The sequence below is a fragment of the Modicisalibacter luteus DSM 23508 genome, assembly GCF_000378505.1.
In the GTDB taxonomy this organism is placed as follows: domain Bacteria; phylum Pseudomonadota; class Gammaproteobacteria; order Pseudomonadales; family Halomonadaceae; genus Modicisalibacter; species Modicisalibacter luteus.
In genome coordinates this window covers 105,384-130,566 of sequence record NZ_KB899990.1, presented here as the reverse complement: position 1 = coordinate 130,566, position 25,183 = coordinate 105,384, and the positions used below count along the sequence as shown (strand labels likewise).

Here is a 25,183-nt window from a genome sequence, read left to right as displayed (position 1 = left end):
AGACAAAGCGTCTTGTTACATTGCTGCAGCGCACCAAGCCCCGAGTGTCGCTAAAGGGAGACGGTTAAGTTACTGTAGGGTCGGCTAAATAAGACATTTGACGCATGGAGTTAAGGTCTCTAGGCTAAGCTACAAAGCTATAGCCAAGAAGACAAACGTAAACACTTTGAAACTGGCTGCAAGAATTCTGTAAGATTCTATATTGTCTGGGTTTTCACCTATCGAGGATGGATTACCTCACCGGTAGACTTAGACTTGGATAGCGAACACTGTTAAAAAACGTTTCACCCCTCAAATACCAAGGAGCGGTATTCATGAAAATCACCATTTTCGGTTCTGGCTATGTTGGTCTCGTCACAGGTACCTGTCTGGCGGATGTCGGCCATGACGTCATGTGTGTCGATGTCGATGAGGACAAGATTGCCCGGCTCAACAATGGTGAAGTACCCATTTACGAGCCCGGTCTTGAGCCTATGCTCAAGAAGAACATGGAAGCCGGTCGCCTCCAGTTCACGACCGATGCAGCCAAAGCGGTCAAATACGGCAAACTTCAGTTCATTGCTGTCGGCACCCCACCCGACGAAGATGGCAGTGCTGATCTGAAATACGTCCTCAAGGTGGCGGAAACCATCGCCACGCACATGGACGAGTATAAAGTCATCGTCGACAAGTCCACGGTACCCGTCGGCACCGCCGATAGGGTCAGCGCTACCGTTCGCGCCACCCTCAAGGATCGAGGGGCCAATCTTGAGTTCGATGTCTGCTCGAACCCTGAATTTCTCAAGGAAGGTGCTGCGGTCGAGGACTTTTCCAAGGGTGCCCGCATTATCGTTGGCACCGATTCCGATCGCGTCAAGAAGACGATGCGGGAGTGCTATGCGCCCTACAACCGCAACCATGAAAAGCTCATGTTCATGGACGTGCGCAGCGCGGAGCTGACCAAGTATGCCGCCAACGCCATGCTTGCGACCAAGATCAGCTTCATGAACGAAGTCGCCAACCTGGCGGAAAGCCTGGGTGCCGATATTGAGCAGGTTCGTCACGGCATCGGTAGTGACCCTCGCATCGGCTATCACTTTATATACCCCGGCTGCGGCTACGGCGGCTCTTGTTTCCCCAAGGATGTCCAGGCATTGGCCCGCACCGCTGGTGACGTCGGTTACGAGGCAGAGCTGCTAAATGCCGTCGAGGCGGTCAACAAGCGCCAGAAAGGCAGACTGTTCCAGAAGCTGTCTCAAGCTTTCGATGGCGATCTCAAGGGCAAGACTATTGCCTTGTGGGGCCTAGCCTTCAAGCCGAACACCGACGACATGCGCGAGGCCCCCAGCCGCACGTTGATGGAAGCCTTGTGGGACGCTGGTGCCAAGGTTCAAGCTTTCGATCCGGAAGCCGCCAAGGAATGTCGTCGTATCTATGGCGATCGTGACGACCTGATTATTACTGAAAAGCGCGACGATACTCTGGAAGGTGCCGATGCACTGGTCATCTGCACAGAGTGGAAAGCCTTCCGCGCCGTCGACTTCGACCATATCAAGCAGAAGTTGAGCACTCCGGTCATTGTCGACGGCAGGAACCTTTTCGATCCGGAAAGTGTCAAGGCGGCAGGTTTCCTCTATTATGCCATGGGTCGTGGCGACTCGCTCAAGCAGGATGCCACGCCCAAGCAGAGCGAATCCTTGCTCAAAAGCACTGCCTGATCGCTAAGCTGACCTAGCTACCCGTGGGGTAGGCCTGTCATGGCGACGATACGCAAGCCGGGTTTATTGTTAATGCGAGCTTCCCTTTTCCAAGGGAAGCCCTCGGCTTGCGTATTTATCTGACTTGTCATGCTAGCGGTCCTATTGCCTGTAAATGAGCAGGCAGTTATTTGACTTAGCGGATTTCAAATAAGAAATCGTTAAATCAATTAACCGATATACAGATGATAGGAACTTCATCTGTTTACAACTCAACGATGTCGATATCGGCGCGAGGAAGCCGTATGCGCTTTTCCTCTGTCGCGATCAAGGATGGTTCGACATGCAAAACTTTAAATCCGATGCTACCCGGGCCAGTTGGGTTACGGAGCTGACGACCTTTCTCTTTGGCGCAGCGCTACTGACCATTCTGGTCTTCGAACTGCCGCCTGAAGTTTTTTCACCTGAATCGAAAAGCTTCATTCTCGCTATCGGCCTTATCGGCGCTTGGCGCTACTCCTGGTGGTTCATTCAGGCAATACGCTCCGTCTGGTACAACCGCAAGGTGTTTCCTGAACTGCGCGCCAAGGCCGATGCCGTCGGCGAGGTGGAAAAACCGGATCACCTCTATGTCTTGTGCACTTCCTTTCGCATCGAAGCCGAAGTGAGCTTTGCTGTCTACGACGCACTCGTCAGGGATGCGCACGACTACGGTGTTCCCACGACCATCTTTGCCGCCATTTCCGATCGCAGTGACATCGATGTTATCGAGCACGTCATGGCCGAGAATGGCTGGCCGGCCAACGTCGAAATCAGTTACATGTTCCAGAAGGGGGACGGCAAGCGTTCAGCCATGGCCGAAGTGCTACGCGCCATTTCTCGTCGTCTGCCGTCTCACCGCTCGCTTCTCGTTTCGATGGATGGCGACATCCAGATCGAGCCGGGCACTCTTGAACGTTCACTGTCGTTCTTCCTGGCCAACGATGAGCTTGGAGCATTGACGACCAACAATCGGGCCATCGTCAATGGTGGCGATGTCACCAAGGAATGGTACGACCTGCGCTACGCGCAGCGTCACTTGGTGATGAGCTCGATGTCGATCTCGGAGCGTCTTCTCGTCCTGACCGGACGCTATAGCGCCTTTCGCGCCGAACTGGCTACCGACCCTGAGTTTATCGAGCTGGTCGAGAACGATCACGTCGAGCACTGGCGTTTCGGGAACTTCAAGTTTCTTTCCGGTGATGACAAGTCAACCTGGTACTGGTTGATGAAGAACAACTGGAAAATGCTTTACATTCCCGATGTCTACGTCTCCGGTTTCGAGGAGTTGCCCGATCGCGACCGCTTCTTCAAATCGACTATCGATCTGATGCGTCGCTGGTTCGGTAACATGCTGCGTACCAGCGGACGCGCCATTGCCCTTGGCCCCCGCTCGATGGGCATGTTCACTTGGTGGAGTCTGGTCGACCAACGGCTCTCGATGTGGACGACACTGATCGGACCTACCGTGGCGATCTTGTTGACCCTGTTCGTGCGCCCCTCGTTCATATTCGCTTACGCGCTCTGGATCCTTTTCACCCGCAGTATCGCCACAACCGTATTGGCTATGCAGCGGGGTCGCTTCAGCCTGCTCTGGGTGCCTTTGCTCTATTACAACCAGATTGGCGGTGCCTTGCTGAAAACCTACGTCAGCTTTCGCTTCAATCGTCAAAAGTGGTCTCGTCAGGGCATCTCTGCCGGAGAGCCCAACGATCCCAAGGCCGCACGTCGTCAGCGTCATATGGGACACGTCATTCATGGAATCTATGCAGGCACCATGCTGCTGGTTCTTTCCATCGCTGTTGGCGTATTGGCACCGCCCGATCAGACCGCCCTCGCCGTCCTTAAAGATGAAAGCGGGTTCCTGTCGAACGAGGAGACTGTTGAGGGTGATAGCTACTGGATTGCGCTGGCACTGACAGACGTACCCATGGATGGCCAGGTACAACTGCCGGCAGGCGTCATGTTCCTGGACGCTTCTCTACCTGAAGAGTTGAGCAAGATCGAGTCGATTCGTGCCACCAGCATGGCGGGTTATGACGGCAAGCAAGCCACGACCCTGCTGGTTGCGCCTGCAATTGCTGAACAAGTTCGTGACTCACGTAACCGTCCACTGAGCGAAATCGGCAGCATGACGTGTGGACAAAACGATGGCTGCACCCTGGTAACGCAGGAGCGCCCCATAACGCTGACCAACATGGAAGTAAGGCTTCGTTCCGCCGAGGCGTAACGTACCGGGTCAGTAGATTCGTAAATGGAGAATGACAGTTATGGCCGACGAGCATATCCCCAACGTTGACCACAATCGTAGCGAACCCACGTTGGGCAGTTCGCGCAAGACACGAAGCAACCCCGGAGTTGGTTCGAGCAATGGCTCGAGCGGGCAGCTATCTCATGAACGTCGTGACGAGCGCCGTCATGTCCGTATCGAAGCCCCTTTCCAGGTCAAGCTGGAAGACGGGCGCAGCCTACCGGGTCACGACCTGTCGCTGGGTGGGTTCTCGATCCACAGCGACAAGCCCTTTGAAGAGGGCTATGTCGCCTCGATGTCGCTGCTGCTAATGGCAGGCGCTGCCGAGCTGATCGTGCCTGTCACGGCCCGTGCGTTGCGCAACCAGCCCGAGCGCAAGGGCAATAGCCATGAGACTGCCTTCGAAATCACCAAGATCGATCAGCGTCATCGTGAGCTGCTGCGCCGAGTCATCCGCTCCCATCTTAGCGGGCGCTATGCAGCCATTGAAGATCTTATCGAGAAGGAAGATCCTCAAACGCCGCGCAAGCGCAACACGCGTGCGGTCGCGGCCCAGGCAAGCAAGCCCAAGAAGCCTTGGGGACGTTATTCCCTGCTGCTTCTTGCCGGTCTGACGCTGATCGCCGTGGCTGCCGCCACCGCCTACCGCAACTTCATGCTCATCGAGCCCAGCTTCGCAGCGGTGACCGCCCCACGCGTGGATATTCGGGCTCCCGGACCGGGTATTCTTGCGGAGCATAATCTTCAGGCCGGGGACAAGGTCACCCGCGATCAGAAGCTGACGGAAGTCAACAATAGTGATCTACAGACCCAGCTCATCCTGGCCAAGGCCTCTTACACCTATAACCAGCAACTGATCGAGAACATGCGCGAGGCGATCGAGGCACCGGGGAGCACCAACGTCACCATGCCTGAATCGACGAGCCCTTCAGGGGGCGAGCCCTCCAGTTATGAAAGCGTGTCGCCGCAAGTCGCACGAGCCCGTATCGAGCAATTCGAAACGGCCCGTGACTTTGAAAGTTCGCGCATCGACGCTCTGGAAGCCCGCGTAGCCGCCAATACCATTTACAGCCCCTGCGACTGTCAGGTGGCCTGGGCACTGAGTAGTGCCGGCGGGACCTGGATCAATGAAAGCGAGCGCATCATGACGCTGCTGCGTACCGGGCCCAACGACATTATGGCGGAAGCACTGGTTCACATGAGCGACATCGCCCGGATCGAACCACACCAGAAAGCTTATATCGCCTTGCCCAATGCCTCCGAACCCATCGAGGCCACAGTGCGCACCATCGCGCTGGATGTCGAGAGTCAGCCGCGCGCCGGCTTCCCCAAGTGGGTACGCCAGCAGCAGAACGTTGCCAGTGTTCTTCTGGTACCCGAGAAGCCGCTACCTGCAAGTGCCGTTGGGGTCCCTGTCGACGTACGCTTCTCTGAGGTTCCCCTGGTGGATGCCACGGCCGAATGGGTTTGGCAAGGCGGCCGTGCCATCTATCAGCAGGCGACGGACTTGCTCGAGGCCGTTCTGCCTTCCGATGGCGGCGCAACAGGTACCGAGGTCAGCGAGACCACCGAGACCGGCCAGGCAGCAAACGATACAACGAGCCCCGGCATCAGCGGCAACGCCACCAGCGACAGCGCAACGACCGTCAACGCCAGCGAGAGCGAGAGCGTCGAAGACGACACCGCAGCACTGAGCGAGACCTGAGGGTCAAATACTCAGAGCCGCCGTCTAGAGACACAGCAAGGAGTTCGACATGTCGACACCGAACGCTGACAGCCAACACACGGATTCGACTCGCTGGGGAACCAAGCGTCGGGCGACCCTCAATGTACTTGCCGCGAGCCTGCTCGCGGCATCTCCCCTTGCCTTGCAGGCCGACGAGGAGAAAGACAAGAAAGACGAGATCCAACTTACCGAGCCGCAGGTTGCCGCCTGTTCCACGCGCTACGAACTCGTCGCCGACCCCGCCCCACCCCCGTATGCCAAGGATGGCAAGGAAGCCGTACGTATCGGTTATGGCACCAATGACGACTGGGGTACCAAGAAGAATGTCGAAGTCCTGTCGCCTCAGGAAGCCGGGCTAGGTGAAACGGCACTACGTGTTCATTATCCGGCAGGCACCTCGGCGCCCAGCGATCAAGGCGAAGGGGGGGCTGGCTTCTATGCGACGATAAATCAGCTTTCCCGCGCCGAACGTGCCTGCCTGCAATATAAGGTACGTTTCGAGCCTGGATTCGATTTCGTCAAGGGCGGGAAGCTGCCAGGCCTCTATGGCGGCAATGCACCGAGTGGAGGTGATGAGGTCACCGGCGAAAAAGGCTTCTCCATGCGTTTCATGTGGCGCGAGGAGGGCAAGGGCGAACTCTACGAGTACGTCGTGAAGGACGAGGAGTATGGTCAATCGGTGGGCCGAGGCCGCTGGACCTTTCCTACCGGTGAGTGGGTCACTATCGAGCAGGAACTCATCCTGAACGATCCCGGCCGGAATAATGGCATCGCCCGAGTCTGGATCGATGGCAAGCCGATCCTTGAGCAGCGCAACATTACCTACCGTCTCGATGACGATATTTATGTCGATGGATTGATGTTCTCGACTTTCTTCGGCGGACACGGCAAGGAGTGGCGCACACCGAAGGATCAGATAGCCGACTTCGCCGATTTCCGCTTTTATCGACAGCGGGGCTGATAACCGAAAGAACAATACCGCACGTCATGCACACAACATAAAGAAGTCGTTATGACATTACGTACGCAGAAGACCAGCCTTGGCCTGGTAATAGGGTTACTGTTTCTTGTCGGCATCGCGCCGGCCTTGGGTATGACCTTCGAAGAGCGGCAGAAACTGGATCTTTCAGCCTACACGGTGACGGACCCCGATGCATCGTACTTCGATATGCGACAACGGATGGCGCTGTTAGAAGACACGGGAAATCCACTACTGATGCAACTCGCTCATAAACTCTCCTACGGTGTCAGTTGCCAGCAGATGCTGGATATCCCGCCACTCGAAAAGAAGATCCGCATTCCGGGCTTTTATCCAAGTCCGGATGAGTGGCGGTTTGCCGTGAAGCCACTCACCGAGTTTGAGGACGTGGTATCCAGGCTGGCTGGCACCTACGTGGCGACAGGGGATGATTACTATGCCCAATGCCTGGTCAAATTCCTGAATCACTGGGCCGAGAACGATGCGTTGATGGACTTCTTTTATACTTGGCAACAGCCACAAGCCTGGTTCTCGACAGAGTCCATGATTTTCTCGGCGGCCATGGCTTATTCGGTCGTTCGGCCTTCGGTGGAAGGTATGGACGAGCAGACACAGCGCATCGACGACTGGCTCAGCCGACTTGCTTACCAGCACTCGGCCATCCCCGGGCACCAAAGTAGCTGCTGTAACAACCATTTCTATCGGCGAGCCCTGTATGCAACGATGGTCGGCGTACTGACCGATGATGATGAGTTATTCCGCTTCGGTGTCAGTGCGATTTACTCCGCTCTTAGTGACCTGACATCAGAAGGCGCCCTCAAACTGGAAATGCAGCGTGGGCGCCGAGCCAGCCACTACCAGAACTATGCCCTGCTCTATCTGATTCCGAATCTGCAGATCATCGCTCGACAGGGCTATGACGTTTTCAACCTGCAGGTCAATGGCCACACCATCCATGATGCGGTCGATTTCGCCCTGGACACGTTCGAGGACCCTTCGGCACTTGGCGATATGGCCCCCCATGAGCAGTACAAGGGTTTCTTTCAGGACGACCAATACTTCGCCTGGATGGAAATGTACCAATCACGCTTTCAGAGCCCGAGAATTGCCGAGTTCATCAGGTCCTATCGTCCCGTCTATAACCGGGGCGCGGGAGGCTATGTGACGCTCTATTTCATGGATCCGCAAGCCCAGCAGCACGAGATTGTGCAGAGCCGCAGAGAACAACAGAAAGAGCAGGTCTGGAGAAGAACGGCGGGATAACACGTCGACGATGCCGCAACCAGGGAACCGTTGCCGAAATGATTTCAACCCCCATCTGACTACGGTAGATAGTGATGTTTTTGCCAAATGGACTTAGCAACACACTGAGGGGCATGAGCCACTCGCTTGTGGCCTGTCTCGCTCTGGTGGCAACACTCTCCGAGGCCGAGGCCATGTCGCTGGAGGAGCGTCGGGCTCTCGATCTGTCCGAGTACACCGTGACGGATCCCAACGCCTCGTACTTTGATGTGCATGAGCGCATGGCGCTGCTCAGCCAGACCGATAATCCCATGTTGGTGCAACAGGCCTCGCAACTGGCGAGTGGCCCCAGTTGTCGGGAGCTTCTGGCCATTCCCCCTTTGGACGATCAGATCCGCATTCCCGGTTTCTATCCCAACCCCGATGAGTGGAAGGTCCTCTCGCAACCTCTGTTCCAGTTCGAGAATACCGTTGCCAAGCTGGCTGGTGCTTATGTGGCCAGCGAAGACATTTATTATGCCGAATGCCTGGTCAAGTTCCTTGATCGCTGGGCTCAGGCTGACGCCTTGATGGACTTCTATTACGAACCTGCGCAGCCTCAAGCCTGGTTTGCGACCGAATCGATGATTTTCGCTGCAGCCATGGCTTATTCGGTTGCTCGTCCCGATGTCAAGGACATGGACGAGGAAATCGCTCGTGTCGACGACTGGCTGAACCGCCTGGCACATCAGCATGCCGGCATTCCCGGCCTGCCGGAAAACAGCTGTTGCAACAATCACTTCTATCGCCGTGCCCTTTATGCCACGACAGTAGGCATCCTGACGCAGGATAACGAGCTTTTCCGCTTTGGAGTGAGCGCCATCTACTCGGCACTCAGCGATCTGACCAAGGAAGGTGCTTTCCGGCTGGAAATGAAACGTGGGCGCCGTGCAAGCCACTATCAGAACTACGCCCTGCTCTACCTGATTCCCAATATGCAGCTCATCGCCCGGCAGGGTTATGACATTTTTAATTTGGAAATCAATGGCCACACCATCCACGATGCAGTCAGCTTTGCCCTGGACATTTTCGAAGACCCTACCCAACTGGGCGACATGGCCCCCCATGAGCAGTATCGTGGCTTTTTCCAGGATGATCAGTACTTTTCCTGGTTGGAAATCTATCAGTCGCGTTTCGACGAACCACGTATCTCTGAATTGCTGAAGCCGATGCGCCCGGTATTCAACCGTGGTGCAGGGGGACATGTCACCCTGTATTTCATGCATCCCGACGAACAGCAGCATGAGGTCATAAAACAAACCCAAGAACGCATGGCCGAACTGCAGGAAACGGCCCAATGACACGTCGGTGCGCCGCTATTGCGATTCAACAGCCATGGAGGGCAACTTGATGTCTGTCAATGTGACGTTGCGCTGGTCGAAGCGGCATGTAAAGGTCCATCAATGCCTGCTCGCCGCCACTTCAGCGATGTTGCTTGGCGGTTGTGCCACGGAGAGAGGGCACTCGCTGGCGCTCGATACCGGGTCAATCGATCCAGCCTATCAGGACTGGTTCGATGGCGGTGCTCCCGCAGACATGGACTCCATGGACTGGGGGCGCATCGATTTCGCTCGTCAAGCCGCAGAAGCAGGCAATGCTCAGCGGGCGGAGGGGTTGCTGGAGTCCCTGATGAACGAGGGCTTCCCTCCCGCCTACTACGAGATGGGCAAACTGTATGAAGAGGGTCTGGGCGTGGCACCTGACCCGGCCAGGGCAGCCGATTACTACGGGCAGGCGCTACGTCGCCCCTCCCCTATCCTTGGCAATGCGTCCCTGCGTCTTGGCCGCCTCTACCGGGACGGTCGCGGCGTCGAGCGGGATGACAACCTTGCCTACCAGCTCTTCCGTCAGGCAGTGAGTGAAGACACCGGTCCCAACGCCAACGTTGCCCTCGCAGAAATGCTTGTCGAAGGGCGCGGTACGGCACGTGACACACAGCGCGCCTCCGCACTCTATTCGCAGGCAGCGGCTCGGGGTAATGCTCAGGCACTACAGGCCTTGGCCAAGGCTTATGCCCGGGGCGGCTGGCTGGAACGAGACCCTGCGCTCGCCAGCGACTACGCCGAGCGCTATGCACAAACCCTCAAGGCTCGGGCACGTCAAGGTGACACCGATGCCATGGCGGCATTAGCCAGGCTCTATGATCGGGATGGCCTGCTGGGTCCACAATCCGAGCAGCACCGACATTGGTTGATGCGGGCAGCCCACGCCGGCCATACCGGCTCAATGGGCAAGGCCGGACAGATCCTGCTCAAAGAAGGTAGCACTGAGCAGGGACTGGCCATGCTGCGCCAATCCGCCCAGGCGGGTGATGTCTATGCCATGGAGGATCTGGGTGAAGCCCTGATAGAACGTGCCCCCAAGCGGGCCAGGCAATGGCTATCGACCGCAGCCGACAGGGGATCTGCCAACGCCGCAGCAACGCTAGGCCGCGCCTATCTGCACGGCTCCGGGCTCGGCGTGGACAAGGCACGCGCAGCCCACTGGCTGGCGCAAGCCTCGCGAGGCGGGCACGCCGGAGCCGCGGCCGAGTTGGGACGTATGTACTTAAGCGGTGACGGTGTCGAGCAGGACCCGGCCAAGGGAGCCGAGTATCTACAGGCTGCGGCAGAACGGGGCCACAACGGAGCGCGCGCCGATCTGGGCGAGCTACTTCTGACCGGCAAGGGAATCCCTGCCGATCCCGATAGGGCAGCAGCCCTTCTCAAGACCGCAGCAAGATCGGGGCATACCGGCGCGGCTCGCGTGCTTGGCAATGCCTATCTCGAAGGTACCGGCCTCGCCCACGACCCCCAGCAAGCCGAGCAATGGCTGACCCAGGCAGCGGAGAGTGGACATGTGCCTTCACGCTATCGGCTCGGTTATGCCTATCTATTGGGAGAAAACGGTTTTACCAGGGACGTGCAGCGTGGTGAGCAACTCCTTCTCAGTGCCGCCAAGCAAGGTCATTCCGGCGCCCAGGTCGCTCTGGGGCGGGAGTATCTCAAGGGCGACCTGCTCGCTCAAAACCGCCAGCAAGGCACCGAACTGCTTTACCAAGCTGCGCAGCAAGGCCATCCCTCGGCGCGCCTGACACTGGCCAAGGCCTACCTATGGGCCAACGGTCTTGAGAACGCCAACCAGCAGCAAGCACTGTTATGGCTCGATACCGTACTCGATGACGATAGCCAGTTCGCATTGGAAACCATGCGCCAATTATTGACCAAGGCGGATGACGAGGCATTGGCAAATGCCATGCTTTGAATGGACAGGCAGGGAATGCCAGTCTTCGTATCGCCTTGCATCAGGAGATGATAGCTAATGAAAGGTCCGACGCTACTGAACGTAACCCGCTCGGAAGGAACCGCGAAATTACTGGTAACCGCGACCGCCCTACTCTGGCTGGGCGGTTGCGCAACGGGAGGAGGCAGCAGCGTACAGACCAGCGGCCTCCCGGAACCGGCAGTCGACTCCAGGTATAGCGACTGGTTCGACGGCGGTCTTCCTCCCGACATGGATTCCATGGACTGGGGCCGTATCGACATGGCCAGCCAAGCCGTCGAAAGCGGCAATACACGGGATGGTATTGCTCAGTTACAAGCCTTGGCGGAGCAGGGCTATCGCCCAGCTTACTATGAACTGGCGAAGGTCTATGACCAAGGACTGGGCGTGGCTCGTGACCCCGCCAAGGCGGCTGAACTCTATGGCGAGGCCATTCGAGATCCCTCGCCTATCCAGGGCTATGCTTCGCTCAACCTGGCTCGGCTCTATCTGGCAGGCGACGGTGTGGCGCGTGACGAAACGCTTGCCTACCGCCTGGTCAAGCAAGCCGTCGAGACCGGCACCGGCGAAAGCGCCGAAGACATGATGGGGGACATGCTAGCCCAGGGCCAAGGCGTTCCCGCCGATCCTGCCGTGGCCATCAAGTTCTACGAGAGCGCCGCAGAGCAGAACCATGAAGGCGCCTTGCGCGCATTGGCTGAAGCCTATAGCGAAAATGGCTGGTATCAGCAGAACCCCAACCAGTCACGTACCTATGCCCGCCGCTACGCAGGCATCCTGGAGAAGAAAGCCAACGCCGGCGATGTCGGTGCAATGGTCAACCTGGCCTCGCTGTATTCGCAGAACGGCCTGCTCGAACCCGATCCCGAGAAGCGTCGCCAGTGGCTGATGCGTGCCGCGGACTCCGGTAACCCGGAAGCGCTGGCGGAAACCGGAGAAATGTTGCTGTCCTCCGGCGATACCCAGCGTGGACTGGACCTGCTGAGACAGGCGGCGAACGCCGGCGATGTCGAAGCCATGGAGCATCTCGGCAATGCCCTGCTGGGGGAGGATGGCATCAGTGCCGACCCGAGCCAGGCCGAGCATTGGCTAAGCAAGGCGGCTGACCAAGGCTCTACCTATGCCCAGGTCATACTGGGCCGCGCCTACCTTGAGGGTGACGTGCTGCCGGCCCAACCAAACCGAGGTATCGACTTGCTCGAGCAGGCCGCTCAGAAAAACGATCCATTGGCGCTGGCCGTGCTCGGTGACATCTACCTCGACGCTGAAAATGGCCCGGCCCAGCCCCAACGCGCCATTGACTATCTACAGCGCGGCCATGAAGCGGGCAGCAGCTATGCTACGGCAATGCTCGGCGAAGCCTACCTGAAAGGCAATGGAGTCGCCCCGGATGGGGTGCGTGCCGTGCAGTTACTCAAGGAAGCCTCGGAGGCAGGCCAGGTTTTCGCGTCGCGCCTGCTCGGTGAAGCCTACCTTGAAGGAGAGGTACTCAACAGCGACCTCATCAAGGCGGAGCAGTTGCTGAAACAGGCCGCCGAGGCCGGTGACACCACTGCCATGACCAAGCTAGGCGTCGCCTATCTCGACGGCCCACTGCAGGAGACCGAGCCGGGACAGGCCATACGCCTGCTCGAAACCGCTGCCGAAAGCGGGGACGCCTACGCCATGGTCGAACTAGGCCGCGCCTATCGCAAAGGCAACCTGGTCACCACAGATCTCGCTCAGTCGGAATACTGGCTCAAGCGTGCACAGCAAGCAGGTCACGACTCTGCAGCCGAAGCACTCTCACGAACCTATCGTGCGCGTGGCGAAGGCGGTGATATCGAATCGCTCAAACGTGCCGCGGAACTGGGCGATCCCTCGGCAATGGCCGATCTGGGGCGTGCCTATCTCGATGGCTCGGGAGTGGGCCAGAATTACCGTCAGGCCCGGCTCTGGCTGGAGCGCGCCTATGACGAGGGCCATGCCGGTGCTGCCGCCACCCTGGGCGACATGTATCTCGAGGGGAAAGGCGTCAAGCAGAACACTACACATGGCGTCAATTACCTGAAGAGTGCCGTGGCTCGAGGTAATGCCGGTGCACGCCGCGACCTGGGCCGCATTTTCCTCGAGGGCCGCTTGGTGCCGGCCGAACCTGAGCGTGGCCTGGAATTGCTTCGCCAGGCTGCGGCAAGGGGCGATGGCGCGGCAGGCCTGACGCTCGGCGAGGCCTATCTGGAAGGCGATACAGTCGAGCAGGACATCGACACAGCCATACGCTATCTGACCCAGGCTGCCGAGCAGGGCAACCCGCATGCGGCGAAGACATTGGGCGAAACTTACCTGAAGGGCGAAGTCGTCGAACAAAATCCCCAGCTTGCCGAGAAATGGCTCACTCGGTCTGCCAATGCCGGCGTCGCCTGGTCCAAGTCCATTCTGGGTCGTGCCCTGCTTTATGGCATGTCAGGCCTCGAGAAGGACGTCGAACGCGGCCGGCAACTAATGATCGAGGCGGCAGAGTCCGGCCATCCAGGCGCCCAAGCAGCGCTGGGCCGCGAGTACCTGGCCGGCGAGGCGCTTGAAATGGACACCAACGGTGGTGCCGAGTGGTTATATAAGGCAGCGAGTCAGGGTCACTCCACCGCTCGCCTGGCACTGGCCAAGGCATACCTATGGGCCAATGGGCTGGAGGGTGCCAACCAACAGCAAGCGCTATTGTGGTTGGACAAGGTCATTGACGGTGACAGCCAGATTGCCCTGCAGACCATGCGCGACCTGCTTGAGGACGAGAAAGCCGTCGAGGCCATCCAAAGGGCGGCAGCTGAAGAAACCGACGTAGCGGAGAGCTGAGTTTACCTTCCGCCTTTACGCAGAAAGCCGGCGCCAAGCGCCGGCTTTCTGTTTGAGCTCATCGCTCAAGAAGCTACGCCCAAAGTCACCCCGTAAACGGGTTGCGCAGCACGATCGTCTCGTTACGGTCTGGACCGGTGGAGATGATATCGATGGATGTGCCGGTCTGTTCTTCGAGGAAACTGATATATGCTCGTGCGTTCTTGGGCAGATCCTCGATACGCTTGATACCCAGTGTCGACTCGCTCCACCCCGGTAAATCTTCGTAGAGCGGCTCAAGGGCCTCGTAGCCCTCGGAGTCGACTGGCGTATCCAAGCGTTCGCCGTCCTTGCTGCGATACCCGACACAGACCCGAATGTTTTCCAGACCATCAAGCACATCGAGCTTGGTCAAGCAGATACCGGAAACCGAGTTGATCTGCACGGCATGGCGCAGGGCCACAGCATCGAACCAGCCACAGCGGCGTGGCCGTCCGGTAGTCGCGCCGAACTCATGACCCCGTTCGGCCAAATGGCGGCCAAACTCATCGAACAGCTCAGTGGGAAACGGCCCGGAGCCGACACGCGTTGTGTAGGCTTTGGTGATGCCGAGCACGTAATCCAGATACAGCGGCCCGACACCGGAGCCGGTGGCCGTCCCGCCAGCAGTGGTATTGGAGCTAGTCACGTAGGGGTAGGTGCCGTGATCGATATCCAACAGCGAGCCCTGCGCACCTTCAAACAGGATATTTTCGCCACGCTTGCGGATATCGTGGACCAAGCTGACAGCATCGCAGACCATCGGGCGAAGTTCTTCGGCCATCTCCATGGCTTCATCGAAGACCTTCTGGAAATCGACCGGTTCCTCGCGATGATATTCCTTCAGTACGAAGTTATGGTACTGAAGCACCTCACCCAACTTGGAAGCAAAGCGTTCGCGGTGCAGCAGGTCACCCAAGCGCAGGCCTCGGCGCGCCACCTTGTCCTCATAGGCTGGCCCGATGCCTCGCCCGGTAGTACCGATCTTGGCCACGCCACGCTCTTTTTCACGCGCCTGGTCAAGGCGCACGTGATAGGAAAGAATCAGCGGACAGGCCGGCGACAGACGCAAACGTTTGCGTACCGGCACGCCCTTGGCCTCGAGCTCTCGGATTTCCTTGATCAGTGCCTCGGGGGACAACACTACACCGTTGCCGATCACACAGGTCTTGTCTTCGCGCAGAATGCCCGAAGGAATCAGGTGAAGTACCGTCTTCTCGCCGTCGATGACTAGCGTATGGCCAGCATTGTGCCCGCCCTGAAAACGTACGACCGCCGATGCCGACTCGGTCAGCAAATCGACGACCTTACCCTTGCCTTCGTCACCCCACTGGGTGCCCAGTACGACTACGTTCTTGCCCATCACTCTCGTCTCTTGAACTAGAAAACCGCCAATCGGGCCTTACGGGCGGAGCATCGGCGCCGCTCGTCATATTATGTCAGTGGTGAAACCTGCCAATCGTCACCCATGCGCACGAGCTGACGATTGCAGCGGTGCTCAGCGGGACCGGTCTGCTGATCGGGTAGCGCCTGCACGACACGCTCACCGGCACTGCGTAGACGCGCGATCACTGCATTGAGCTGCTGCGCTTCGCTACTCGAAGCTGCCAGCGACGGAGCCCAGATACCATCATTCTGGGGAGCTTGCTCCACCAGAGTGGCCAGCAGCTTGAGGTCCATCGAGAAGCCGGTGGCCGGCCGGGCACGACCAAAGGCACGCCCAGTATCATCGTAGCGTCCTCCTTTAGCCAACGCCTGTCCATACCCTGGCACATAAGCGGCGAACATCATGCCCGTGTGGTACTGATAGCCCCGCAGGTCGGCGAGATCCACGTATAGCGTGACATCGGGATAGTCCCGCTTGACTCCCTCACACAATGCCTGCAGCTGATCGAGCGCTTCAGCCACCTCTGCCGGCGCTTCAATCAGCGCAGTGCGAGCCGCTTCGAGTATGTCACCCCCCCCGTGCAGATTCACCAGTGCGGAAAACATGTCTGCCAGCCCCGCATCATCGACATGCGCCGCAACCAGCGCATTCACCTCGCTGGGCGACTTGCGCTCGATAGCCTCGAACATGGCCCGACGGGCATCGCCCTGAAGATTGGCAGCCTGGACCAGCGTCCGGTAGATGCCAATATGACCCAATGCCAGGTGAATCTCCGAGGCGCCGGCCGTAGTCAGGCTAGACAGGGCCAAACGCAGAATTTCCAGGTCGGCTTCGAGACCGGCATGACCGAACAACTCCACACCCACCTGAACCGGGCTACGCCCTCCCTGATGCTGGTCGGCCTTGGCCCGCAGTACATGGCTGCAATAGCATAATCGCGCCGGCCCTTGGCGTTTCAGAGAATGCGCGTCCATACGGGCTACCTGCGGCGTCACGTCGGCACTGGCGCCCATCAGGCGGCCAGTGAGCTGGTCGGTGAGCTTGAAGGTCTGAAGGTCGAGGTCGGTTCCGGTCCCGGTCAGCAAGGAGTCCAGAAACTCAACCGGCGGCGGCATAACCAAGTCGTAACCCCAGCGATAATACAGATCGAGAAGCGCGCGACGTAGCGCCTCCATGCGGGTCGCCTGCGGGGGGAGCACCTCGTCCATGCCGTCGGGAAGCAGCCAGCGGTCTGCGATGGTCATTTGCCCTGTCCTGCCAGAAATGAATGGCGCACAAAAAAACCGGGCCACGCCCGGTTAGAGGATTCTATCACGTTTGCTCTCCGGGTGTACCCCGGAGAGCCTTGGCATCATTGGCCTGCGTTCTGGCCCTGCTCCGGACGCGCACTTTCAAGATAGCGGAAGAAATCGCTATCCGGCTCCAGAACCAGCAAGTCATCCTTGCCATCGAAGCTGTCGCGATAGGCGTTCAGGCTGCGATAGAAGCGGAAGAACTCAGCGTCTTGCTCATATGACTGGGAGTAGATTGCCGCCGCTTCGGCATCGCCCTGGCCACTCAAAGTCTGGGCCTTGGCCTGAGCTTCGGCGATCAGAACCTGCCTACGCCGATCGGCATTGGCGCGAATCTTCTCGGCCTGCTCCTGCCCCTGAGCACGATACTCGCGAGCCTCGCGCTGACGCTCGGTACGCATGCGATCGTAGACCGCCTGGGTGACTTGATCAGGCAAATCGATCCGCTTGATGCGGATATCGATGATAGCCACCCCCAGCTCCTCCCGCAGCAGCTCGTTGAGCTGCTCGGTGGGTTCCGCCATCAGAGCATCCCGCTTCTCGGCGATGATTTCCTGCAGCTCAAGCCGACCGAACTGGTTACGCAGACTCTCGTCCACGCGAGGCATGATCAAGCGCTCTGCGGTCTGCTCATTGCCGGTCGTCGCCTCGTAGTAACGAGTAGGATTGACAACTTTCCACATCACATACGAATCGACGATCACCGCCTTCTGTTCCAGGGTCAGGTAACGGCTGGTGTCCGTGTCCAGCGTAAGTACCCGGGTATCGAAGGTCCGGACGGTCTGGACGAACGGGATCTTGAAATGCAGACCCGGCTGGATGTTCTCCTCGATGATTTCACCGAAGCGAAGCTTCACGGCACGCTCAGTCTCGTCGACGATGTAGAGGCTGCTGCTGCCGACCCAGGCAACCACGGCAAGGCCGGCAACGATGACCAGGGAACGATTATTGATCATTGACGGCCCTCCCTACGGATACCACTGTTGTTCTGCTGCTGGCTGTTACCGCTGTTCAGGCGCTCGAGGATACGCGGATCCACGCCCGCCTGGCTCTGGTCCTGGTCGCCATTACCGGATTCGGTATCCTGACTGCCCTGGCTTAGTCCCAATTTCTCCAGCGGCAACACCATCAGCGGACTGTTCGAGCTGACATCGACCAATACCTTGCTGGTATTGCTGAGCACGTCGGACAGCGCCTCGATGTACATGCGGTCACGCATGATCTGCGGCGAGTTCTGATACTCGGACAGCAGAGAGTTGAAGCGGTTGGTATTACCCTGGGCCTCAGCAACCACCGACTCCCGATAGCCTTGCGCCTGCTCGATCATGCGCTGAGCCTCACCCTGGGCTACCGGAATGATGGCATTGGCGTAACCGATGGCTTCGTTGATAGAGCGCTGCCGATCCTCCCGGGCCTTGATGACATCGTCAAAGGCCTCCTGAACGGCATCCGGCGCAGCCGTCGATTCTACGTTAACGGCCTGAACAGTTACCCCTGTTCCATAAGCGTTGAGGTAGTTTTGCAAGCGTGTCGATACCGTATCCGCCAGCAGTTCACGCCCGGATGTCAGGATCAGCTGCATCTCTGTGCCACCGACCACATGACGCAGCGCTGAGTCCAACGCGTTCTCGATACTGAGTTCAGGGTTGCGCACGTTGAGGACGAATTCGCCCGGGTCGGTCACGCGGTACTGCACCGACATGTCAACCTCGACGATATTCTCGTCTTGGGTCAGCATCGATTTGGTTTGCGAGATGGAACGAACGCGCGTGACGTTGACCATGCGCACATCGTCAATGAACGGTGGATTCCAGTGCAGGCCGGGAGTTACCACGTTCTGCATCTTGCCGAAGCGCAGCACGACACCACGCTCGGACTGGTCAACGAGATAGAAACCGGACGCGGCCCAAATCGCCACGGCAATGATGATCACCAGCGCCGGCAGCGTAAAGGTACTGCGCTTGCCGCCACCGCCACCGCCACCGGATTCACCCCGACCGCCCCGTTTGCCACGGCCACCGCCGAGCATGTTGTTGAGCTTGTCCTGGAACTTCTTCAGGGCTTCATCGAGATCGGGCGGGCCCTGGTTATTGCCGCCACCACCGCTACCGTTGCCGCCGCTACCGCGCCGACCACCACCACTCCACGGGTCGTGCTGGTTGCCACCACCACCAGGCTCATTCCAAGCCATACGTTGTCTCCACTCAGCGTAAATTGCGACATGCGTTGATCAGGTGCGCACGACCGATCGAGGCCATCAGCATCGATCGATCATCGCCGGGCCTCGTCGGCCCACACCGGCGACGCTTCCATGTCCTCCGGCGCTAGATAGTCCTCTGCTTTCTCACCCAGTCGAGCAAGCAACTGCATGAAATCACGCCGCGGCAGGCGAACGTTCAACAGGGTATTGCCCTGATCGTCGAACGTCTCTTCGCGCACGGCACCCAGCTCATGCAAACCGGCACGTAGTCTACCCTGCTCGGGAGATAACGTCAGACTGGCCTCTATCACATTCTCGGCGAGACGCTCCGAGAGCGCTTCAGCCAGTAGGTCGAGCCCAAGCCCCTGCTGAGCCGAAAGCCAGACGACTTCAGGGATTCCGTTGCCGTCACGTTCGATACGAGGCGCACTGTCAAGTAGATCGATCTTGTTCATGACTCGCAAGCAAGGCACCTCATCGGCGCCGATTTCCGCGAGCACACCTTCTACCTCGGCAATATTCATCTCGCGATCGGGATCGGCAGCATCGATGACATGTACCAGCAACGAGGCTTCGGCCGCCTCCTGCAGAGTGGCCTGAAACGCCTCTACCAGCTTGTGAGGCAGATGGCGAATGAAACCAACCGTGTCGGCCAGCACCACCGGGCCGACATCGGCAATTTCCAGGCGCCGCAATGTGGGATCGAGGGTGGCAAACAACTGATTCGCGGCATAGACCTCAGACGAAGTCAGCGCATTGAACAGTGTCGATTTGCCGGCATTCGTGTAGCCAACCAGCGAAACACTGGGAATCTCGGCACGTGAGCGAGCACGACGGTTCTGCTCGCGCTGGCTGCGGACCTTGTCGAGACGCTTGTGAATGGACTTGATGCGTGCGCGCAGCAGCCGACGGTCTGTCTCTAGCTGGGTTTCCCCAGGCCCACGCAGGCCTATCCCCCCTTTCTGGCGCTCAAGGTGGGTCCAGCCGCGTACCAAACGGGTGGACATATATTCGAGCTGGGCCAATTCGACCTGCAGCTTACCCTCGTGGGTACGTGCACGTTGCGCGAAGATATCCAGGATCAGCCCAGTACGATCGAGGATACGACACTTGAGCGAGCGCTCGAGGTTACGCTCCTGAGATGGACTGAGCGCATGATTGAATATAACCAACTCGGCTTGGTGGACAGCCAACAGCTCGCGCAGCTCTTCCACCTTGCCGCTGCCTATGAAGGCACGTGGATCGGGCTTACGCCGGCTCCCCTGCATGAGGGTTGCCGGCTCAGCCCCTGCGGAGCGCACCAGCTCCAGGAACTCGCCTGGATCTTCGCGCTCCTGTTCGTCCTGAAAATCGATATGGACGAGTACCGCCGTCTCTCCGGCGTCGGGACGTTCAAAAAACAATCAAGGCCTCTTATCAGCTTTCTTGGGAAGCTGCATTGGGGTCCTGTGCAGGCAACCGTACGTTACGGGAAGGTACCACAGTCGAAATGGCATGCTTATACACCATTTGGCTGACTGTATTGCGCAACAGGATCACGAACTGGTCGAAGGATTCGATCTGCCCCTGCAGCTTGATCCCATTGACCAGAAAAATGGACACCGGGATGCGCTCCTTGCGCAGGATGTTCAGATACGGGTCTTGAAGGGACTGCCCTTTGGACATTTTGCTCTCCCTAACTGTCTCTATAATGTTGATGTCTTTTTATCGATTCGCCTGGGGCATGTGCCCTTGGGGCCACGTATGCGCAGCGTAGCATCGTTCCGCCACACGAAGCCCTTATCTTACGCTAAGAGCGCCAGGGGCGCACGAGATTCAATATCTCTTCGAGCGGTGCGCTTCCCAGGGAATCAACCCAGTGAAGCGCCGGCCAGCTACGCAGCCAGGTGATCTGCCGCTTGGCCAGTTGTCTAGTGGCGACGATTCCCTTGAACTTCAAGTCCTCCTCGCCGTAGGCACCATCCAGATACTGCCACGCTTGACGATAGCCTACGCTTTTCATCGACGGTAGCCCTGGATGCAGGTCTCCCCGCTGCTTGAGCCCGGCGACCTCGTCGATGAAACCTGCCCTGAGCATCATCGTGAAACGCCGAGCAATGCGCTCATGCAGTACATGCCGATCAGCCGGAGCAAGCCCTATGGACAACGTGCGCCAAGGAAAGGTTTCCCGAGCCTGCTCACGCCACAGCTCACTCATGGGACGCCCCGTGATGCGCTGGACCTCCAACGCCCGCATCAGCCGCTGTGGATCGTTGGGATGTATACGCGCAGCCGAATCGGGATCGACCTTGCAGAGATGATCATGCAAGGCCTGCATCCCGTCACGGGCCGTCCACGCCTCGAGTTCGGCACGCACCTTGCTATCGGCCTCGGGCAGGCTGCCGATGCCACCCACCAAGCTTTTATAGTAAAGCATGGTGCCTCCAACCAGCAGCGGGATATTGCCACGTGCGCTGATCCGGCACATTTCGCCTCGTGCATCGTCGCGAAATTGGGCCGCCGAGTAGGGTTCGGCAGGATCCCGGATATCGATCAGCCGATGTGGAGCCCGCGCCAGTTCCTCGGGCGAAGGCTTGGCGGTGCCGATGTCCATGCCGCGATAAACCATGGCCGAATCGACACTGATCAGCTCGGCACCTAGCCGCTCGTGCAGCGCCATGGCCAGGTCGGTTTTCCCAGAGGCCGTCGGGCCCATGAGGAAGATGGCGAGAGGCCGGGTATCCGTGTGCATCGCTTCCTTATTGCTCATTGACCGCGCAGGAAAAGCTTGTCGAGTTCCTGCATCGACATCTCGGTCCAGGTGGGGCGCCCATGGTTGCACTGGCCGCTGCGCTCGGTGCGTTCCATGTCGCGTAGCAAAGCATTCATCTCCGCAAGCGTTAAGCGCCGGTTGGCACGCACACTACCATGGCAGGCCATGGTCGCCAGCAGTGCATTGATATGTGCCTCGATGCGGTCGGAATGGCCGTAGCGGTCCAGATCGGCGAGCATGTCACGGATCAGCGGCTCGACATCAGCCTGGGCCAGCAGTACCGGCACCTGACGAACCAGCAGCGTCTCGGGACCAGCCACATCAAGCTCCACCCCTAGACGAGAGAACGCATCGCGGCACCGCTCGGCAGTTTCCACCTCGCCGGGGCTGGCCGCGAGCGATACCGGAACCAATAAGGGCTGGGCTTCCAGACGCCCTTCGTAGTCGACGCTGCCATGTACCTGCTGCTTCATAACCTCGTAGGTAATCCGCTCGTGGGCAGCGTGCATATCGACCACCACCAGGCCACGCGCCGTCTGGGATAGTATGTACACCCCATGCAACTGGGCAATTGCGTAGCCCAGCGGTGGAGCCTGAGTCAGGTCCTCCTCGGGCATCGCACGCGCGCTCGTCGTGGGCAATGTAGTTACCGAAGGCGCATCGCTATGCCGCTCCTGCCAGGCGACGGCGGCTTCAGCCCCACCCGGAGCCGGTGGCTGCGGTGTCAGCAAGGCCTCCTCATGGTCAGGATGCAGGGCCCGATAGCCGGCCATGAATTCGCGGACCCGAGCAGCGCCAGGTCGAGAATCGTTGCCGGTCTTCGAGCCGTCACGACCAGGATATAGCGCCATGGGCTGCTGTTGCCAGCGGGCTTGGCTGGCCGCTTCCTGGCTTGTCGATGAATCAGCCTGCGAAACAGTCACATCGTTCGCGTCCGCGGTATCCGCCGCGCCGCCGCTCTGACCAGCAGCAGTGTCGTGGGTTACCTCGTTGGGACGAACCTCGGCCAAGGCCCGGTGCAGGCTCGAGAACAGGAAGTCATGGACCAGCCGGCCATCGCGAAACCGCACTTCGTGCTTGGTGGGGTGGACGTTGACATCGACCACGGTGGGATCGAGCTCAAGATACAACACAAAGGCAGGATGCCTGCCGTGGAAAAGCACGTCGCGATAGGCCTGGCGTATGGCATGAGCGACCAGACGATCACGTACCACGCGACCATTGACGAAGAAATATTGCTGGTCGGCCTGGGCCCGCGAATGGGTCGGCAGACCGACCCAGCCCCACAGTCGCAACCCCGACGCCTCAATGTCCAGATGCAACGCATTATCGAGAAACTTGCCACTCAGCAAGGCATTGATGCGTCGCTCGCCTGACGCGGCATCCATGGCCGGGCGCAACTGGTGAATGGTCTTCTGGTTGTGCCTGAGTGTCCAGCCGATGTCGTAGCGCGACAGGGCAAGGCGCCGAAACGCTTCTTCGACATGGCCGAACTCGGTTTTCTCGGTGCGTAGAAACTTGCGGCGCGCCGGGGTATTGAAGAACAAGTCACGCACCGTCACCGACGTGCCGCGCGGATGCGGTGCCGGAGAGACCCGCGGTTCCATTTGGCGGCCTTCGGCCACTACGCGCCAGCCGGCCGTAGGATCATCGTCGATATTGGAGATCAACTCCAAGCGCGACACCGAGCTGATCGAGGCTAGTGCTTCGCCCCGGAACCCCAGGCTGGCGACTCCCTCCAGGTCTTCCAGCGACTCGATCTTGCTGGTGGCGTGACGCGACAGAGCCAACGGCAGGTCTTCCTCGGCGATACCGCTGCCATCGTCGCGAATCTTGATCAAACGCGCCCCACCGGCTTCCAGCTCAACCTCGATCCGCCGGCTGCCTGCATCGATGGCATTCTCGATCAGTTCCTTGACCACAGATGACGGCCGTTCGACCACCTCTCCGGCAGCGATCTGGTTGGCCAGGCGCGGATTGAGTATCTGTATGCGTTGTGTCTGCGTCATCGCCTTACCATTAATGGCCCTGCAATAGCCCCTGTCATCGTCGTTGCCACTATGCGGAATTAGCCCCGAGGAATCCGTAACACCTGGCCGACACGAATCACATCACCGTTGATCTCATTGGCTTGCTTGAGCGTCTGCAACGGTACCTCGTGACGCGAGGCAATTTCCGACAAGGTATCGCCGGGCTGAATGCGATATTCGTTGGACGGACCGCCACGCTGCTGATCGCGCTGCCAGGCCAACAGGCTGGCTGGCGGGGGGTTGCGCTGGTAATGAGCATTGATGCCGGTGAAGATCGCCTTGGCCAGCGATTGCTGATAACTCGCATCGCGCAGACGCTTTTCTTCCTGCGGGTTTGAGATGAACCCCGTCTCGATCAGCAGCGAGGGGATGTCCGGCGACTTGAGCACCACGAATCCCGCCTGCTCAACCCGCGACTTGTGCAGATGGTTGATCTGGCCGAGTTGATCGAGCACCTGGCCACCCACAGCCAAGGAGTCGTTGAGGGTCGCAGTCATGGTCAGGTCGAGCAGCACGCCCCGTAGCACTTCGTCCTTGTCAGCCAAATTGAGACTACCATCCACACCGCCGATCAGGTCCGAGCGGTTCTCGCTGGTAGCCAACCACTTGGCAGTCTCGGACGTGGCACCACTCTGCGACAGGGCAAATACCGAGCTGCCTTTGGGACGCGGGCTCTTGAAGGCATCGGCATGAATCGAGACGAAAAAGTCAGCCTTCTGGTCACGTGCCAGCAATGTACGCTGGCGCAGGCCAACATAATAATCGCCATCGCGGATCATGACCGCCTTGTAACCGGGCGTGCCCTGGATGGTCGACTCGAGCCGGCGAGCTATCTGCAAAACGACATCTTTTTCACGGGTGCCGCTGGGCCCGATGGCGCCGGGATCTTCACCGCCGTGGCCGGCATCGATGGCAATAATGATGTCTCGCTTGGGATGAGGTTGAGCTTTTTCGCGGGCCAGAGACGCCTGTTTCTGTGCAGCGTTACCGCCACCCTGCGCGCCTGCCAGTGCCCGATCCACGGCTATTTCCTGCTCGCGAATCTTGGCTTCGATGGGATCGATCGGATTATCGACGGCACTTGCTCCCGGATACTCCAGATCCACCACCAAGCGGTGGCCATACTGATCATTGGGCGCCAATGTGAAATGCTTGGGCTCGACGTTACGGCTGAGATCGAGCACGACACGCAAATCATCCCCGTGTCGAGTTCCCGTACGAATCTTGCTGACAGCGCTCCCGCCCAGGTCCAGCGTGTCGGGATCCAGGGTCATTCGACTATCGGCCAGATCGATGACCAGACGGTCGGGATTATCTAAAGAAAAGACTTTGGCATCGGTCGGAGCAGATAGATCGAAGACCAGTCGGGCATGGTCAGGCGCAGCCCAGATACGCAAGTTCTGAACATCACTCGCCATTCCCAGGGCAGGCAACAGAGTCGCCGTGACCCCAAAAAACAGAG

Annotated in this window: 17 protein-coding genes; 8 read left to right on the top strand and 9 right to left on the bottom strand. The window is 58.9% G+C overall.

What is annotated here, in order from left to right; genetic code table 11:
• The first annotated feature begins 314 nt into the window (after positions 1-314).
• The 8 genes from F568_RS0103220 (at position 315) to F568_RS0103185 (ending at position 14,042) form a co-directional block, all read left to right on the top strand.
• Positions 315-1,697 carry a UDP-glucose dehydrogenase family protein gene (locus tag F568_RS0103220; protein ID WP_019017262.1) on the top strand — a complete coding sequence of 461 codons (1,383 nt, stop codon included), beginning with the start codon at positions 315-317 and terminating at the stop codon, positions 1,695-1,697.
• A 322-nt stretch (positions 1,698-2,019) separates the two neighbouring features.
• Positions 2,020-3,945, top strand: coding sequence for a glycosyltransferase (locus F568_RS0103215; protein WP_019017261.1), 1,926 nt, complete (start codon positions 2,020-2,022; stop codon positions 3,943-3,945).
• Positions 3,946-3,985: 40 nt separating this feature from the next.
• Positions 3,986-5,671, top strand: a complete 1,686-nt coding sequence (locus F568_RS0103210; RefSeq protein WP_019017260.1) for a PilZ domain-containing protein — start codon at positions 3,986-3,988, stop codon at positions 5,669-5,671.
• A gap of 49 nt (positions 5,672-5,720) precedes the next feature.
• Positions 5,721-6,653 carry a polysaccharide lyase gene (locus tag F568_RS0103205; protein ID WP_019017259.1) on the top strand — a complete coding sequence of 311 codons (933 nt, stop codon included), beginning with the start codon at positions 5,721-5,723 and terminating at the stop codon, positions 6,651-6,653.
• Positions 6,654-6,704: 51 nt separating this feature from the next.
• Positions 6,705-7,934 carry an alginate lyase family protein gene (locus tag F568_RS0103200; RefSeq protein ID WP_019017258.1) on the top strand — a complete coding sequence of 410 codons (1,230 nt, stop codon included), beginning with the start codon at positions 6,705-6,707 and terminating at the stop codon, positions 7,932-7,934.
• 113 nt (positions 7,935-8,047) lie between these two features.
• On the top strand, positions 8,048-9,253 hold the full coding sequence (locus F568_RS0103195; protein ID WP_019017257.1) for an alginate lyase family protein: 1,206 nt from the start codon (positions 8,048-8,050) through the stop codon (positions 9,251-9,253).
• Positions 9,254-9,302: 49 nt separating this feature from the next.
• Positions 9,303-11,195: a tetratricopeptide repeat protein gene (locus F568_RS0103190; RefSeq protein WP_019017256.1), complete on the top strand. Its 1,893-nt coding sequence runs from the start codon at positions 9,303-9,305 to the stop codon at positions 11,193-11,195.
• A 57-nt stretch (positions 11,196-11,252) separates the two neighbouring features.
• Positions 11,253-14,042, top strand: coding sequence for a tetratricopeptide repeat protein (locus F568_RS0103185; RefSeq protein WP_019017255.1), 2,790 nt, complete (start codon positions 11,253-11,255; stop codon positions 14,040-14,042).
• Between the two features lie 85 nt (positions 14,043-14,127).
• On the opposite strand, the gene F568_RS0103180 is transcribed toward F568_RS0103185, so the two are convergent.
• The 9 genes from F568_RS0103180 to F568_RS0103140 form a co-directional block, all read right to left on the bottom strand.
• Positions 14,128-15,423 (bottom strand): adenylosuccinate synthase, encoded by a 1,296-nt coding sequence (locus F568_RS0103180; RefSeq protein WP_019017254.1) that lies wholly within the window; start codon positions 15,421-15,423, stop codon positions 14,128-14,130.
• 71 nt (positions 15,424-15,494) lie between these two features.
• The gene (locus F568_RS0103175) at positions 15,495-16,691 is read right to left on the bottom strand and encodes an ATP phosphoribosyltransferase regulatory subunit (protein ID WP_019017253.1); all 1,197 of its coding nucleotides are present in this window, start codon (positions 16,689-16,691) and stop codon (positions 15,495-15,497) included.
• 107 nt (positions 16,692-16,798) lie between these two features.
• Entirely contained in the window at positions 16,799-17,695 is an 897-nt protein-coding gene (gene hflC, locus F568_RS0103170) for a protease modulator HflC (protein WP_019017252.1), read from the bottom strand.
• Positions 17,692-18,930 (bottom strand): FtsH protease activity modulator HflK, encoded by a 1,239-nt coding sequence (gene hflK, locus F568_RS0103165; RefSeq protein WP_019017251.1) that lies wholly within the window; start codon positions 18,928-18,930, stop codon positions 17,692-17,694. The genes hflC and hflK overlap by 4 nt, the downstream gene beginning before the upstream one ends.
• A gap of 80 nt (positions 18,931-19,010) precedes the next feature.
• Entirely contained in the window at positions 19,011-20,342 is a 1,332-nt protein-coding gene (gene hflX / locus F568_RS0103160; RefSeq protein ID WP_019017250.1) for a ribosome rescue GTPase HflX, read from the bottom strand.
• Positions 20,343-20,355: 13 nt separating this feature from the next.
• Positions 20,356-20,604 (bottom strand): RNA chaperone Hfq, encoded by a 249-nt coding sequence (gene hfq / locus F568_RS0103155; RefSeq protein ID WP_019017249.1) that lies wholly within the window; start codon positions 20,602-20,604, stop codon positions 20,356-20,358.
• Positions 20,605-20,728: 124 nt separating this feature from the next.
• Entirely contained in the window at positions 20,729-21,688 is a 960-nt protein-coding gene (gene miaA / locus F568_RS0103150; protein WP_019017248.1) for a tRNA (adenosine(37)-N6)-dimethylallyltransferase MiaA, read from the bottom strand.
• Positions 21,685-23,700, bottom strand: coding sequence for a DNA mismatch repair endonuclease MutL (gene mutL / locus F568_RS0103145; protein ID WP_019017247.1), 2,016 nt, complete (start codon positions 23,698-23,700; stop codon positions 21,685-21,687). Before mutL ends, miaA begins: the two co-directional genes overlap by 4 nt.
• Before the next feature lie 59 nt (positions 23,701-23,759).
• Positions 23,760-25,139: an N-acetylmuramoyl-L-alanine amidase gene (locus tag F568_RS0103140; RefSeq protein WP_019017246.1), complete on the bottom strand. Its 1,380-nt coding sequence runs from the start codon at positions 25,137-25,139 to the stop codon at positions 23,760-23,762.
• Between the last annotated feature and the right edge of the window lie 44 nt (positions 25,140-25,183).

Coding starts and splice junctions, on each gene's coding strand:
- F568_RS0103215 (WP_019017261.1), top strand. CDS start 2,020: ATGCAAAACTTTAAATCCGATGCTACCCGGGCCAGTTGGGTTACGGAG.
- F568_RS0103140 (WP_019017246.1), bottom strand. CDS start 25,139: ATGGCGAGTGATGTTCAGAACTTGCGTATCTGGGCTGCGCCTGACCAT.
- hflC (WP_019017252.1), bottom strand. CDS start 17,695: ATGATCAATAATCGTTCCCTGGTCATCGTTGCCGGCCTTGCCGTGGTT.
- F568_RS0103205 (WP_019017259.1), top strand. CDS start 5,721: ATGTCGACACCGAACGCTGACAGCCAACACACGGATTCGACTCGCTGG.
- F568_RS0103195 (WP_019017257.1), top strand. CDS start 8,048: ATGAGCCACTCGCTTGTGGCCTGTCTCGCTCTGGTGGCAACACTCTCC.
- mutL (WP_019017247.1), bottom strand. CDS start 23,700: ATGACGCAGACACAACGCATACAGATACTCAATCCGCGCCTGGCCAAC.
- F568_RS0103220 (WP_019017262.1), top strand. CDS start 315: ATGAAAATCACCATTTTCGGTTCTGGCTATGTTGGTCTCGTCACAGGT.
- F568_RS0103210 (WP_019017260.1), top strand. CDS start 3,986: ATGGCCGACGAGCATATCCCCAACGTTGACCACAATCGTAGCGAACCC.
- hfq (WP_019017249.1), bottom strand. CDS start 20,604: ATGTCCAAAGGGCAGTCCCTTCAAGACCCGTATCTGAACATCCTGCGC.
- hflK (WP_019017251.1), bottom strand. CDS start 18,930: ATGGCTTGGAATGAGCCTGGTGGTGGTGGCAACCAGCACGACCCGTGG.
- F568_RS0103190 (WP_019017256.1), top strand. CDS start 9,303: ATGTCTGTCAATGTGACGTTGCGCTGGTCGAAGCGGCATGTAAAGGTC.
- F568_RS0103175 (WP_019017253.1), bottom strand. CDS start 16,691: ATGACCATCGCAGACCGCTGGCTGCTTCCCGACGGCATGGACGAGGTG.
- F568_RS0103185 (WP_019017255.1), top strand. CDS start 11,253: ATGAAAGGTCCGACGCTACTGAACGTAACCCGCTCGGAAGGAACCGCG.
- F568_RS0103180 (WP_019017254.1), bottom strand. CDS start 15,423: ATGGGCAAGAACGTAGTCGTACTGGGCACCCAGTGGGGTGACGAAGGC.
- miaA (WP_019017248.1), bottom strand. CDS start 21,688: ATGAGCAATAAGGAAGCGATGCACACGGATACCCGGCCTCTCGCCATC.
- F568_RS0103200 (WP_019017258.1), top strand. CDS start 6,705: ATGACATTACGTACGCAGAAGACCAGCCTTGGCCTGGTAATAGGGTTA.